This window comes from Streptomyces griseoruber, from assembly GCF_001514205.1.
Lineage (GTDB): Bacteria > Actinomycetota > Actinomycetes > Streptomycetales > Streptomycetaceae > Streptomyces > Streptomyces griseoruber.
In genome coordinates this window covers 450158-463067 of record NZ_KQ948766.1, presented here as the reverse complement: position 1 = coordinate 463067, position 12910 = coordinate 450158, and the positions used below count along the sequence as shown (strand labels likewise).

12 protein-coding genes are annotated in these 12910 nt (G+C 71.0%); 9 read left to right on the top strand and 3 right to left on the bottom strand.

The features are described from left to right. Window positions 1-125 precede the first annotated feature (125 nt). The 8 genes from AQJ64_RS14340 (at window position 126) to AQJ64_RS45685 (ending at window position 8297) form a co-directional block, all read left to right on the top strand. Complete coding sequence (locus AQJ64_RS14340) at window positions 126-1178, top strand: BMP family lipoprotein (protein WP_055631426.1); 1053 nt, start codon at window positions 126-128, stop codon at window positions 1176-1178. A 223-nt stretch (window positions 1179-1401) separates the two neighbouring features. After that, window positions 1402-3054 carry an ABC transporter ATP-binding protein gene (locus tag AQJ64_RS14335; protein WP_079061652.1) on the top strand — a complete coding sequence of 551 codons (1653 nt, stop codon included), beginning with the start codon at window positions 1402-1404 and terminating at the stop codon, window positions 3052-3054. Next, window positions 3051-4166 carry an ABC transporter permease gene (locus AQJ64_RS14330; protein WP_055631428.1) on the top strand — a complete coding sequence of 372 codons (1116 nt, stop codon included), beginning with the start codon at window positions 3051-3053 and terminating at the stop codon, window positions 4164-4166. The genes AQJ64_RS14335 and AQJ64_RS14330 overlap by 4 nt, the downstream gene beginning before the upstream one ends. After that, a complete protein-coding gene (locus AQJ64_RS14325; protein WP_055631429.1) occupies window positions 4166-5428 on the top strand; it encodes an ABC transporter permease in 1263 nt (420 codons plus the stop codon). Before AQJ64_RS14330 ends, AQJ64_RS14325 begins: the two co-directional genes overlap by 1 nt. Then, window positions 5425-5838 (top strand): cytidine deaminase, encoded by a 414-nt coding sequence (locus tag AQJ64_RS14320; RefSeq protein ID WP_055631430.1) that lies wholly within the window; start codon window positions 5425-5427, stop codon window positions 5836-5838. The genes AQJ64_RS14325 and AQJ64_RS14320 overlap by 4 nt, the downstream gene beginning before the upstream one ends. A gap of 97 nt (window positions 5839-5935) precedes the next feature. Continuing rightward, window positions 5936-7219 carry a thymidine phosphorylase gene (locus AQJ64_RS14315; protein ID WP_055631431.1) on the top strand — a complete coding sequence of 428 codons (1284 nt, stop codon included), beginning with the start codon at window positions 5936-5938 and terminating at the stop codon, window positions 7217-7219. Between the two features lie 95 nt (window positions 7220-7314). After that, window positions 7315-7899 (top strand): Uma2 family endonuclease, encoded by a 585-nt coding sequence (locus AQJ64_RS14310; protein WP_055631432.1) that lies wholly within the window; start codon window positions 7315-7317, stop codon window positions 7897-7899. 44 nt (window positions 7900-7943) lie between these two features. Next, entirely contained in the window at window positions 7944-8297 is a 354-nt protein-coding gene (locus AQJ64_RS45685) for an STAS domain-containing protein (RefSeq protein WP_157880794.1), read from the top strand. Here the strand turns inward: AQJ64_RS45685 and AQJ64_RS14305 are convergent. From AQJ64_RS14305 to AQJ64_RS14295, 3 genes are all read right to left on the bottom strand, one after another. Next, window positions 8181-9206: a sigma-70 family RNA polymerase sigma factor gene (locus AQJ64_RS14305; protein ID WP_055631433.1), complete on the bottom strand. Its 1026-nt coding sequence runs from the start codon at window positions 9204-9206 to the stop codon at window positions 8181-8183. The genes AQJ64_RS45685 and AQJ64_RS14305 overlap by 117 nt on opposite strands. Before the next feature lie 109 nt (window positions 9207-9315). Beyond that, entirely contained in the window at window positions 9316-10461 is a 1146-nt protein-coding gene (gene dnaN, locus AQJ64_RS14300) for a DNA polymerase III subunit beta (protein ID WP_059202709.1), read from the bottom strand. A 107-nt stretch (window positions 10462-10568) separates the two neighbouring features. Continuing rightward, complete coding sequence (locus AQJ64_RS14295; protein WP_059202675.1) at window positions 10569-11849, bottom strand: MFS transporter; 1281 nt, start codon at window positions 11847-11849, stop codon at window positions 10569-10571. A gap of 63 nt (window positions 11850-11912) precedes the next feature. On the opposite strand from AQJ64_RS14295, the gene AQJ64_RS14290 reads away from it, so the two are divergent. Further along, window positions 11913-12872 (top strand): LysR family transcriptional regulator, encoded by a 960-nt coding sequence (locus tag AQJ64_RS14290; protein WP_055637977.1) that lies wholly within the window; start codon window positions 11913-11915, stop codon window positions 12870-12872. Window positions 12873-12910 lie beyond the last annotated feature (38 nt).

The window sequence follows — 12910 nt, the reverse complement described above, 5'->3', positions numbered from 1 at the left end:
GCTACAACTGTGGCCACAGCTCGATAACGGAGCGGACAGAAGGGTTTTTCCTCCCGGTCTACGCGCGTTACGCTGCGGCGGAACCAGCGCCTGGTTTGGGCGCTTGCACAAAGGAGTCTCGTTCCATGCGCCGGGTGTCCCGAATCGCCGTTGCGGGTGTTGCCACCGCAGCTCTCGCAGTGACCGTTTCCGCATGTGGAAGCTCGTCCACGTCGTCCTCCTCGTCCGAGAGCAGCAAGAACAACCTGGGCCTCGCGCTCGCGTACGACGTCGGCGGCAAGGGCGACCAGTCCTTCAACGACGCCGCCACCGCCGGCCTGGAGCAGGCCGACAAGGAGTTCGGTTACAAGTCCACCGCGGTCGAGCCGCAGGACAACGAGTCGGACGCGGACAAGGTGCAGCGCCTGGAGAGCCTGGCCAAGGCCGGCTACAACCCGGTCATCGGCGTCGGCTTCGCCTACGCGCCGGCCGTCAAGGAGGTCGCGGCCAAGTACCCGAAGACCACCTTCGGCATCGTCGACGACGAGACCATCAAGGCCGACAACGTCGCCGACCTGGTCTTCCACGAGGAGCAGGCCTCCTACCTCGCCGGTGTCGCGGCCGCCAAGGCCACCAAGTCGAACGTCGTGGGCTTCATCGGCGGCGTGGACGTGCCGCTGATCCACAAGTTCGAGGCCGGCTTCAAGCAGGGCGTCGAGGACACCAAGAAGGGCGTCACGGTCAAGTCGCAGTACCTGACCGAGACCGCCGCCGAGGGTGGCTTCTCCTCCCCGGACAAGGGCGAGAGCGCCGCCGACGGCCAGATCGACGCCGGTGCGGACGTCCTCTACGCCGCCGCCGGCCTGTCCGGCCAGGGTGTCATCAAGGCCGCCAACGCCAACAAGGTGTGGGCGATCGGCGTCGACTCCGACCAGTACAAGCAGGACGCGCTCAAGGCGTACAAGGACTCGATCCTGACCTCCGCCATGAAGAACGTCCAGGGCGCGGTCTTCGGCCTGGCCAAGTCGGTCGAGGACGGCAAGCCGGAGACGGGCGTCGTCCGCGGCAGCCTGGAGAACGGCGGCGTGAGCGTGTCGAACTCCAACCCGACCTTCGCCGACAACGCCGCGATCCAGGACGCGGTCAAGAAGGCCGAAGAGGGCATCAAGAACGGCACCATCACCGTCAAGACCTCCTGATCCGGGAAACTCAACCGGTCGGAAGCATTGGCCAATAGTGCGCTGTGATGACAGCGTTACGGCCACGGAACGGGGCGCAGAGAGGATGGTCTACCTGTGCCCCGTTCGCGCGGCAGAATGCTCGGAACGGATCGTGACCGAAAATGATCGATCGGATCCGGGCACTATTTAAAGCAGGGGCGCTACGCGCGTAGAGCGGCCCCTTTCCCAAGGAGAGTGCGCCATCGACGCGTCCAGCAGCCCTCCGCTCACCGCACAGTCGACGATCGCGGTAGAGCTGGCGGGGATCACCAAGCGCTTCCCCGGTGTCGTCGCCAACCACGACATCCATCTGACCGTCCGCAAGGGCACCGTGCACGCCCTGGTCGGGGAGAACGGCGCCGGCAAGTCGACCCTGATGAAGATCCTCTACGGCATGCAGAAGCCGGACGAGGGCACCATCGCCGTCGAGGGACAGCAGGTGAGCTTCTCCAGCCCCGCCGACGCCATCGCCCGCGGCATCGGCATGGTCCACCAGCACTTCATGCTGGCCGACAACCTGACCGTCCTGGAGAACGTGGTGCTCGGCAGCGAGAAGCTGCACGGCATCGGCGGCGCCGCCCGCAAGAAGATCAAGGAGATCTCCGACCGCTACGGCCTCGGTGTGCGCCCCGACGCCCTGGTCGAGGACCTCGGTGTCGCCGACCGCCAGCGCGTGGAGATCCTCAAGGTCCTCTTCCGCGGCGCCCGCACCCTCATCCTCGACGAGCCGACCGCCGTGCTGGTCCCGCAGGAGGTCGACGCGCTCTTCGCCAACCTGCGCGAGCTCAAGGCCGAGGGCCTCTCCGTCATCTTCATCTCCCACAAGCTGGGCGAGGTCCTCTCCGTCGCCGACGAGATCACCGTCATCCGGCGCGGCACGACCGTCGGCACGGCGGTCCCGTCCGAGACCACCCCCCGCCAGCTCGCCGAGATGATGGTCGGCTCCGAACTGCCCACCCCGGAGACCGCCGAGTCCACGGTCACCGACCAGGCCGTCCTCACGGTCGCGAAGCTCACCGTCTTCGCCAGCGGCGGCGCCTCCATGGGCACCGAGGCCGAGCCCACCGGCGGCATCACGCTGGCACCCGAGGGCGGCGAGATCAAGCGCGTCCTGGACGACGTCAGCTTCACCATCCACGCCGGCGAGGTCATGGGCATCGCCGGGGTCGAGGGCAACGGCCAGACCGAGCTGATCGACGCCCTGATCGGCACCAAGAACGCCGACTCCGGCACGATCTCCTTCCTCGGCGAGGACATCACCCCCTGGCCCACCCGCAAGCGCCGCGAGTCCGGCGTCGGCTACATCCCCGAGGACCGCCACCGCCAGGGCCTGCTCCTGGAGGCCCCCCTCTGGGAGAACCGTATCCTCGGCCATGTCACCGAGACCCCCAACGCCAAGGGCTTCTGGCTGAACCCCAAGGGCGCCCAGGCCGACACCCGCCGGATCGTCGAGGAGTTCGACGTCCGTACCCCCGGCATCGACGTCACCGCCGCCTCCCTCTCCGGCGGCAACCAGCAGAAGCTGATCGTCGGCCGCGAGATGAGCCACAACCCGAAGTTCCTGATCGCCGCCCACCCCACCCGCGGTGTGGACGTCGGCGCACAGGCCCAGATCTGGGACCGCATCCGCGAGGCCCGCCGCGAGGGCCTGGCCGTGCTGCTGATCTCCGCCGACCTGGACGAGCTGATCGGCCTGTCGGACACCCTGCGCGTGATCTACAACGGCAGGCTGGTCGCGGACGCCGACCCCGCCACCATCACACCGGAAGAACTGGGCTCGGCCATGACGGGTGCCGCCACCGGACACCTTGAGCACGTCGAGGAAGCGAGCGCCCCGGAGGACGAGGCCCGATGAAGAAGTTCGACAAGGAGCGCGTGCTCCTCGCCGTGGCCGGACCGGTCATGGCGCTCGTCGCGGCGATCCTGCTGACCTCGGTCGTGCTGATCGCCTCGGGCAAGAGCCCGATCGAGCCGTACACGCTCATGCTGGAGCAGATCGGCTACTCCGACGTCCAGGTCCTGATCATCAACCAGGCGTCGCTGTACTACATCGCCGCCCTCGCGGTCGCCCTCGGCTTCCGCATGAACCTGTTCAACATCGGCGTCGACGGCCAGTACCGCCTCGCCGCCATGATGACCGCCGTGGTCGGCGCCCACATGGACCTGCCGGCCTTCCTCCAGGTCCCGCTGCTGCTGCTGGTCGCCGCCCTCACCGGTGGTATCTGGGCCGGTGTCGCGGGCGTCCTGAAGGTCACCCGGGGCGTCAGCGAGGTCGTCGCGACGATCATGCTCAACGCCATCGCCACCAGCCTCATCGCCTACCTCACCCTGCCCGACGTCTTCGGCCAGCTGGTCGGCGACAACAAGACCACCGGCATCATGAAGGAGTCCGGCTGGGTCCCCGGCATCAACCTGGGCGCCGACGTCGGCGAGATCTACGGCCTGGTCTTCCTCGCCATCGCCCTCGGCCTCGTCTACTGGCTGGTCCTCAACCGCACCCGCTTCGGCTTCGACCTGCGCGCCACCGGTGAGTCCGAGTCGGCCGCCGCCGCCTCCGGCGTCGACGCCAAGCGCATGATCCTCACCGTGATGATCGTCTCCGGCGCGGTCTCCGGCCTCGCCGGTCTGCCGCTGCTGCTCGGCGACGCCCACACCTACAGCCTGAGCTTCCCGACCGGTGTCGGCTTCACCGCCATCGGCATCGCCCTGCTCGGCCGCAACAACCCCGGCGGCATCGCACTCGCCGCCCTCCTGTGGGCCTTCCTCGACAAGGCGTCCCCCGCCCTCGACTACGCGACTCCCGAGCCGTACGAGAAGGAGATCGCGATGATCATGCAGGGCCTGATCGTCTTCGCGGTCGTCATCTCCTACGAGGTCGTCCGCACCTGGGGTCTGCGCCGCCAGCAGAAGCGCGTCGGTGAGGAACTCGCCGCCGCCGCGAACACCAAGAAGGAGGTGGCGGTCTGATGAGCACCGCGACCATCGCGAAGCCGAAGTCCGGGCAGCCCGGCAAGGGCGGCCGCCGGATGTCGCTGCCCGTCCTCCTGCTGGTCATCGCGGGCGTCCTGATCCTGACCTCGGTCGTCCGCCTGATCACCGGCGCGGACGGCATCACGTCCACCGGCCAGATGTCCACCGCCCTGCGCGCCGCCGTCCCGATCGGCCTCGCCGGCCTCGGCGGTCTGTGGGCCGAGCGGGCGGGCGTCGTCAACATCGGCCTCGAGGGCATGATGATCCTCGGCACCTGGTTCGGCGCCTGGGCCGGCTACCAGTGGGGCCCGTGGACCGGTGTCGTCTTCGGCATCGTCGGCGGCGCGCTCGGCGCCGTCCTGCACGCCATCGCCACCGTCACCTTCAAGGTCAACCACATCGTCTCCGGTGTGGCCCTGAACATCCTGGCGCTGGGCGTCACCCGCTATCTGTCGAAGTTCACCTTCGAGGGCGCCCCGCAGGGCTCCTCCAAGCAGTCCCCGCCGATCGACTCGCTCGGCACCTTCGACATCCCCGGCCTGTCCAGCGGGCTGGAGACCCTCAACGACAAGCACTGGTTCCTGGTCTCCGACCTCGCCGGCCTGGTCGGCGGCCTCATCACCAACCTGTCGCCGCTCACCGTCGTCGCCGTCGCCCTCGTCCCCGCCACCTGGTACGTGCTGTGGCGCACCTCGTTCGGCCTGCGGCTGCGCTCCTGCGGCGAGAACCCGGTCGCCGCCGAGTCCCTCGGCGTCAACGTCTACAAGTACAAGTACATCGCCGTGATCATCTCCGGCGGCTTCGCCGGCCTCGGCGGCGCCTTCCTGTCGATCGTCGCGTCGAACGTCTACCTCGACGGCCAGACCGCCGGCCGCGGTTACATCGGTCTCGCCGCGATGATCTTCGGCAACTGGATGCCGGGCGGCCTCGCCCTCGGCGCCGGGCTCTTCGGCTACACCGACAGCCTCAACCTGCGCGGCGGCGCCACCAACGTCCACGCGCTGATCCTGCTGATCGCGATCCTGCTGGTCGCCGGCGTCGCCTACCTGGCCTGGAGGAAGAAGTACGTCCCGGCCGCCATCACCGCCGCGGTCTCGGCCCTGATGTTCATCTGGTACGTCAGCACCGACGACGTCCCCAACCAGGTCGTCACCGCCACCCCGTACGTCGTCACCCTGCTGGTCCTCTCGCTGTCCGCGCAGCGCCTGCGCATGCCGAAGGCGGACGGACTGCCGTACCGGAAGGGACAGGGCAAGTGACCCCCGCCGCGACCCCGGACGCCAAGGTCGACTGGGACGAGCTGCGCGCGGTGGCCCGCGAGGCGATGAGCCACGCGTACGCCCCCTACTCGGGCTACCCGGTGGGGGTCGCGGCCCTGGTCGACGACGGCCGTACGGTCTCCGGCTGCAATGTCGAGAACGCCTCCTACGGCCTCGGGCTGTGCGCCGAGTGCGGACTCGTCTCGGAGCTCCAGCGCACCGGCGGCGGCCGGCTCACGCACTTCACCTGCGTGGACGGCAGAGGCGAGATCCTGGTCCCGTGCGGCCGCTGCCGCCAGCTCCTGTACGAGTTCGGCGGCGCGGGCCTCCTGCTGGAGACCCCGGCCGGGATCCTGCCCCTGGCCGAGATGCTCCCGCAGGCCTTCGGCCCGGACCACCTCACCAAGTAAGCAAGCACCTCCGTACGGCCCCTCTGAACGCTGTCACCATGACACACACTCTCAGGGGGGCCGCACACTTTCTGGACCCTCGGAAGGAACGCACGCCATGGCCATGGACGCCATCTCCGTCATCCGCACCAAGCGGGACCGCGGCGAACTCAGCGACGAACAGATCGACTGGGTCATCGACGCGTACACCCGCGGCGAGGTCGCCGACGAGCAGATGTCGTCGCTCGCGATGGCCATCCTGCTCAACGGCATGAACCGCCGTGAGATCGCCCGCTGGACCGCCGCGATGATCGCCTCCGGCGAGCGCATGGACTTCTCGTCCCTGTCCCGCCCCACCGCCGACAAGCACTCCACCGGCGGCGTCGGCGACAAGATCACCCTCCCGCTGGCCCCCCTCGTCGCGGCCTGCGGCGCCGCCGTCCCGCAGCTCTCCGGCCGCGGCCTCGGCCACACCGGCGGCACCCTGGACAAGCTGGAGTCCATCCCCGGCTGGCGCGCGCTGCTGTCGAACGAGGAGATGCTCTCCGTCCTCGACGGCACCGGCGCCGTGATCTGCGCGGCCGGCGACGGCCTCGCCCCCGCCGACAAGAAGCTGTACGCCCTGCGCGACGTCACCGGCACCGTCGAGGCGATCCCGCTGATCGCGTCCTCGATCATGTCCAAGAAGATCGCCGAGGGCACCGGCTCCCTGGTCCTCGACGTGAAGGTCGGCACCGGCGCCTTCATGAAGACGATCGAGGACGCCCGTGAGCTGGCCTCCACGATGGTCGGCCTCGGCACCGACCACGGTGTGAGGACGGTCGCGCTCCTCACCGACATGAGCACCCCGCTGGGCCTGACGGCCGGCAACGCCCTGGAGGTCCGTGAGTCGATCGAGGTCCTCGCGGGCGGCGGCCCGGCGGACGTCGTGGAGCTGACCCTCGCCCTCGCCCGCGAGATGCTGGACGCGGCCGGCGTGCGCGACGCGGACCCGGCGAAGGCGCTGGCCGACGGCTCGGCGATGGACGTCTGGCGCCGCATGATCGCGGCCCAGGGCGGCGACCCGGACGCCGCGCTGCCGGTGGCCCGCGAACAGCACGTCGTCACGGCCCCCTCCTCCGGCGTCCTCACCCGCCTCGACGCCTACGACGTCGGCATCGCCGCCTGGCGCCTCGGCGCGGGCCGCGCCCGCAAGGAGGACCCGGTCCAGGCCGGCGCGGGTGTCGAACTCCACGCCCGCCCCGGCGACACGGTCACGGCGGGCCAGCCCCTGCTGACCCTGCACACCGACACCCCCGAGCGCTTCGACTACGCCCTCCAGTCGATCACCGGCTCCTACGACATCGCCGCCCCCGGCACGCCGTTCACGGCATCGCCGGTCGTGCTGGAACGTATCGCCTGACCTGCGATTTCCCCATTCGGGTGAACGGGATCGGTGGACCTGAACCGGTCCCGTTCGGCATGCTGTGATCGGTGACGCACCGATTGGAGACCGCCATGAGCGCACTCACCGTGGGCCACGACCCCGAGCAGAGCTGGGACGACCTCGTCCGGTTCTGGGAGGAGATGGAATGGCCCGAGGGCAGCAAGGTGGAGATCATCGAGGGGATCGTCACCGTGTCACCTGCTCCCGCGTACCGGCACAACGACATCGCGGAGCGCATTCAGCGCCGCCTCTACTCCGTTATTCCGGAGGACTGGGGGATCTATCAGACGCTGTCGATCGCTGTGCCCTCTCGTCTCGGCATGTTCATCCCGGACATCTTGGTGGCGCCCCGGCAGATCGAGACGGATGTGGACACTCACATCCCCGCTGCTCTCGCGGAGCTCGTCGTCGAGGTGACGTCTCGGAAGAACGCCCGCCACGACCGCGTCAGCAAGCCCGCGGCCTACGCCTCGGCAGGCATCCCGTTCTATCTCCTCGTCGACCGCTGGGCGCCCGACGGCCCCACCGCGACCCTCTACGGCGAGCCGCACGGCGATGTCTACCGCCCGCTGGCCGTCGCCAAGTTCGGCGAGCCCCTGGTGCTCCCCGCCCCCTTCGGCGTCACCATCGACACCAGCGATTTTCCCACCGAGTAGGGCCAGGCCCGATGAGTTGACCCCCGCCCCGAGGTCTACCGCACGTGGACCCCGAGACACCGCCCGTACTCGCCCTGACCGGCCCTGTCACCCCCGACCGGGTGCCAGGGCTCGTCGACGCCGTACGTGCCCTCCTGGCGGCCGGCGGTGACGGGGGCGTCGTCTGTGACGTGAGCGACCTCGGGCCGCCCGGGCTGGCCGCCGTCGAGCTGCTGGCCCGGCTCCAGCTGGCCGCCCGCCGGGCCGGAGGCAGGGTCCGGCTGCGCGGTCCCGACCCCGCCCTACGCGCCCTGCTCCACCTCGTCGGACTCCCCGTCGAGATGGAGGGGGAGTCCGAAAAGGGGGAACCAGCGCTGGGTGTCGAGGTAGAAGTGGAACCCGGTGAGGCGGCCGTCTGAGATCTCCAGGACCTGGATCGCCCAGGGGCTGAAGCCGCCCTTCTCCGGGTCCGGCTTGTACTGGGCGAAGCCCGGCAGCCCGTTCACCCGGACCGGCAGCAGCCGCGAGCCCTCACAGCCCGAGCCGAGCGTCGTCATGAAGCCCGTGATGTCGTCGTGGCCCGTCAGCCACAGGTCGAACGGCGGCATCGTCATGACGGCGTCCTCGTGCAGCAGCGCCGTCAGGGCGGCCATGTCGTAGCCCTCGAAGGCCGCCACATAGCGCTCCAGCAGCTTCTGCTGCTCCTCGTCCAGTGGGTCCGACACCGCCGCCTGTGCGCCCGCCTCGGCCCGCTCGGCCAGCGTGGCCCGCGCCCGCTGCAACGCGCTGTTGACCGAGGCGACCGAGGTGTCCAGCAGCTCGGCGACCTCACTCGCCCGCCACGCCAGCACCTCGCGCAGGATCAGCACCGCCCGCTGCCTGGGCGGCAGCTGCTGCAGCGCGGCCATGAAGGCCAGCCGCACCGACTCCTTGGCCACCGCCGCCTCCGCCGGGTCCTCCACCGTGGGCAGCACGCGCGCGTCCGGCATCGGCTCCAGCCAGGTGTGGTCGGGGCGGGGGGACAGGGCCGCCCGGGCGAGCGGCGTCGACTCGGAGAGGTCCATCGGCCGGGCCCGCTTGTTGCCCGCCGTCAGCATGTCCAGACAGACGTTCGTCGCGATCCGGTACAGCCACGAGCGCAGGCTGGAGCGGCCCTCGAACCTGTCGTAGCTCCGCCAGGCCCGCACCAGCGTGTCCTGCACCGCGTCCTCGGCCTCGAAGGAGGAACCGAGCATGCGATAGCAGTAGCCGGTCAGCTCGACCCGGTGCCTCTCCAGCCGGACATCGAGATCCTCGGCCGTCGCGGCGCCTGCCGTCCCGTCACCCATCCTCGTCCACCCACCCCTGTGGCCGTCCTGTCACGCGTCTGTGCGCCCAGCACTTCGGAAGCTACCCCAGCCCACTGACAACGGCCTGCCGAGCCGCCGAAAGCGCAGGTCAGGACGGCTGCTTCACGGACATCAGCAGATGCCGGTGCACCCCGGGCGCGTCCTTGTCGTCCAGCAGGGCCCGCTGCCCGGTCCCCAGCAGCTCCAGCCGCAGCGCCCGCACCCCGAAGGAGGTCAGCGCGTCCAGCAGGAACGCCGGGTCGAAGGCGACCGTCACCTCCTCGGCGCCGGTCAGCGAGGCGGGCAGCCGCTGCGCGGCCACGTCGTCGCCGTACCCGGCGCGCAGCAGCACCGACTCCGGCCCGAACTCCAGCCGTACGGGCCCGTTCGCCTCCGCCACCACCGCCACCCGCCGTACGGCCTCGGTGAGCGCCCCGCACTCCACCTCGGCGACCGCCGCCCCCGCCATGTCGAACAGCTTCCCGTAGCCCGGCAGCCGCCCGTCCAGCCGCCGCAGGACGGTCCGCATCCGCCCGCCCTCGAACCCGATCGACCCACCCCCGCCGGCCCCGCCGCCCCCGTCGAGCCCGATCCGCACCACCCCGCACCGCGCCAGCGACCGCGCCACCTCCAGCAGCCGCCTGGCGGGCACCAGCGCCTCCACCACGCCCCGGGCGGCCCCCTCGCCCTCCGCTCCGCCCGCCTCCGCCTTCCACGCCAGCCGCCGTACCGCGTACCGGTAGCGGTCGGAGGCGGACAGGGTCATCTCGTCGCCGTCCAGCCGCACCTGCAGGCCGGTCAGCGCGGGGAGTGTGTCGTCGCGGCCCGCCGCCACCGCGACCTGCCCGACGGCGGCGGCGAACGCGGACGCGTCCACGCTCCCGTACGCCCCCGGCGGCACGGGCGGGGCCGGATACTCCGCGCGCGCCAGCGTCGACAGCCCGAAGCGCGTGCCGCCCGCCTCGACCGTGAACCGCGACCCCTCCAGCGCGCAGCGCACCGGCCCGTCCGGCAGCACCTTGCAGATGTCCAGCAGCCGCCGCCCCAGGACCAGCACCGGTCCGCCCCGCGACACCTCGGCGTCCGTCTCGATCCGTGCCGCCGTCTCCAGGTCGGACCCGGACACGCTCAGCCGCCCGTCGCCCGCCTCCAGCAGCAACCCGCCGAGCACCGGCACCGGGGTCCGCGCGGGCAGCGCCCGGGCCGCCCACCCCACGGCCTCGACGAGATCACCCCGGTCGACCCGGAACTCCACCATGGACAAACCCCCTGCTCGGACCGGCGCCAGTGGCTGCGCACGCTAGGCGCGACCACTGACAACTGGCCCTGAACAGGGGGAACGTCGGTTCCGAGGCGTCGGCCTCAGTGGGCGGCCACCGGCACCCGCCGGGCGGCGACGCGTGCCGCCCGCGTCCCGAGGACCGTGATCGTCACGACCCCGAGGACCGCCAGGACACCCACCCCGACCGTGCCGGCCCAGCCGCCGGAGTGGAAGGCCATCGCGCCGACCGTGGAGCCGGTGCTGGAGCCGATGTAGTAGGCCGACTGGTAGAGGGCGGAGGCCTGGGCGCGGCCGGTGGTCGCCGTCCTGCTGACCGCGGAGGACGCCACCGCGTGCCCCGCGAAGAAGCCCGCGGTGATCAGGACCAGGCCCAGCAGGACCATCGGCAGCGTGTCCGCCAGGGACAGCAGCAGGCCCGTCGCGGTCGTCCCGGCCGCCAGGTACAGGGCCCCGCGCCGCCCGAGCCGGCCCACCAGCCGGCCGGCCGTCGACGCCGACACCGTACCGACCAGGTACACCAGGAAGATCGAGCCGACGATGCCCTGCGGGAGCGAGAAGGGCGCCTCGGTCAGCCGGTAGCCGACGACCGTGTACACCCCGCCGAAGACGGTCATGAACAGCGCGCCGATCGCGTACAGCCGGCACAGCAGCGGGTTCGCCAGGTGCTCGCGGACCGTGCGGGCCAGGACGCGGGGCCGCAGCGAGCCCGCCGTGAAGTGCTGCGGCGCCGGCAGCAGCAGCCGGAACGCGATCGCGCAGCCCACGGCCAGTACACCGATCACCCCGACGGCGACCCGCCAGCCCCACTCCTGCGCGACCCAGCCGGTGATCACCCGGCCGCTCATCCCGCCGACGCTGTTGCCCGCGACGAACAGCCCGATCGCCGTGACCAGGGCCCTCGGCCGCACCTCCTCGGCCAGATACGCGGTCGCCGACGCCGGAAGACCGGCCAGCGCCGCGCCCTGCACCGCCCGCAGCACCACCAGCGCGCCCAGCGACGGCGCGAAGGGGACCAGCAGTCCCACGGTCACCGCGACCGCCAGCGAGGCCGTCATCACCGTACGGCGGCCGTAGCGCTCGGAGAGGGCGCTCATCGGCAGCACGAACAGGGCCAGTCCGCCGGTCGCCGCCGCCACGGTCCAGCTCGCCTCGCTCGCCGCCACCCCGAAGTCACCGGAGATCAGCGGCAGCAGCGCCTGCGTGGAGTACAGCAGGGCGAAGGTCGCCACACCGGCGAGGAAGAGCGCGAAGCTCATCCGGCGGTAGCCGGGGCCACCGGGGGTCATACGGGAGTCGTCGACGGCGGGGACGGAGGAGGCGGCGCCCACGACGGTGGACGCCCCGGTACTGGCGGGAGACATGCCTCGAAACTACGTACGCCCCCGTTCATCCGTCCAATGCACGGACTCGCCATAATCGTTCCCATGGCGCATCAGCAGAGGTCACCGGCTCATCTGTCACCGTCCGGTGACACAGAAGACATGACTGACATGTCGATGTTGCTGGCGCCCCGGCTCGCCCACTTCGCCGGGGTGGCCCGTACCGAGCACGTCACCCGGGCCGCGCAGGAGATGCGGGTTCCGCAGTCGACCCTGTCCCGGGCGATGGTCCGCCTCGAACAGGACCTGGGTGTGGACCTCTTCGCCCGCCGTGGCCGCACGGTCTCCCTCACCCCGGCCGGCCGCACCTTCCTCACCTCGGTCGAACGCGCCCTCGCGGAGATCGAGAAGGCCGCCGAGGAGGTCCGCGCCGACGCCGACGCCGCCACCGGCAAGGTCGCGTTCGGATTCCTCCACACCCTGGGCGCCGAGACCGTCCCCGGTCTGATCCACGCCTTCCGCGCCGACCACCCCCGGGTCCGCTTCAGCCTCGTCCAGAACTACGGCGAGGCGATGCTCGAACGCCTCCGGGCCGGCGAACTCGACCTCTGTCTGACCTCCCCGGTCCCGGACGCCCCCGACCTGGTCGCCCGTCGCCTCGACGAACAGAAGCTCCGCCTGGTCGTCCCGGCCGACCACCGCCTGGCCGCCCGCAGACGCATCCGCCTCGCCGAGGCGGCCGACGAAACCTTCGTCACCCTCGAACCCAACTACGGCATGCGCCGCATCACCGACGACCTCTGCAAGGAGGCCGGTTTCAAACCCCGTATCGCCTTCGAGGGCGAGGAGGCGGAAACCCTGCGGGGCCTGGTGGCTGCCGGTCTGGGGGTAGCCCTGCTACCCCCGCCCGCGGTGGCCCGCCCGGGCGTGGTCGAACTGACGGTCACGGCCCCGAGAGCGGTCCGCGAAATCGGGGTGGCGTGGCTGGACGGCCACCCGGACACACCCCCGGTGGCGGCCTTCAAGAAGTTCCTGCTGTCAAGGAGGGGGAGTCTCCTGGCCTGAAGGGGCGCGGGGAACTGCGCGAACACCCCCCCCACGAC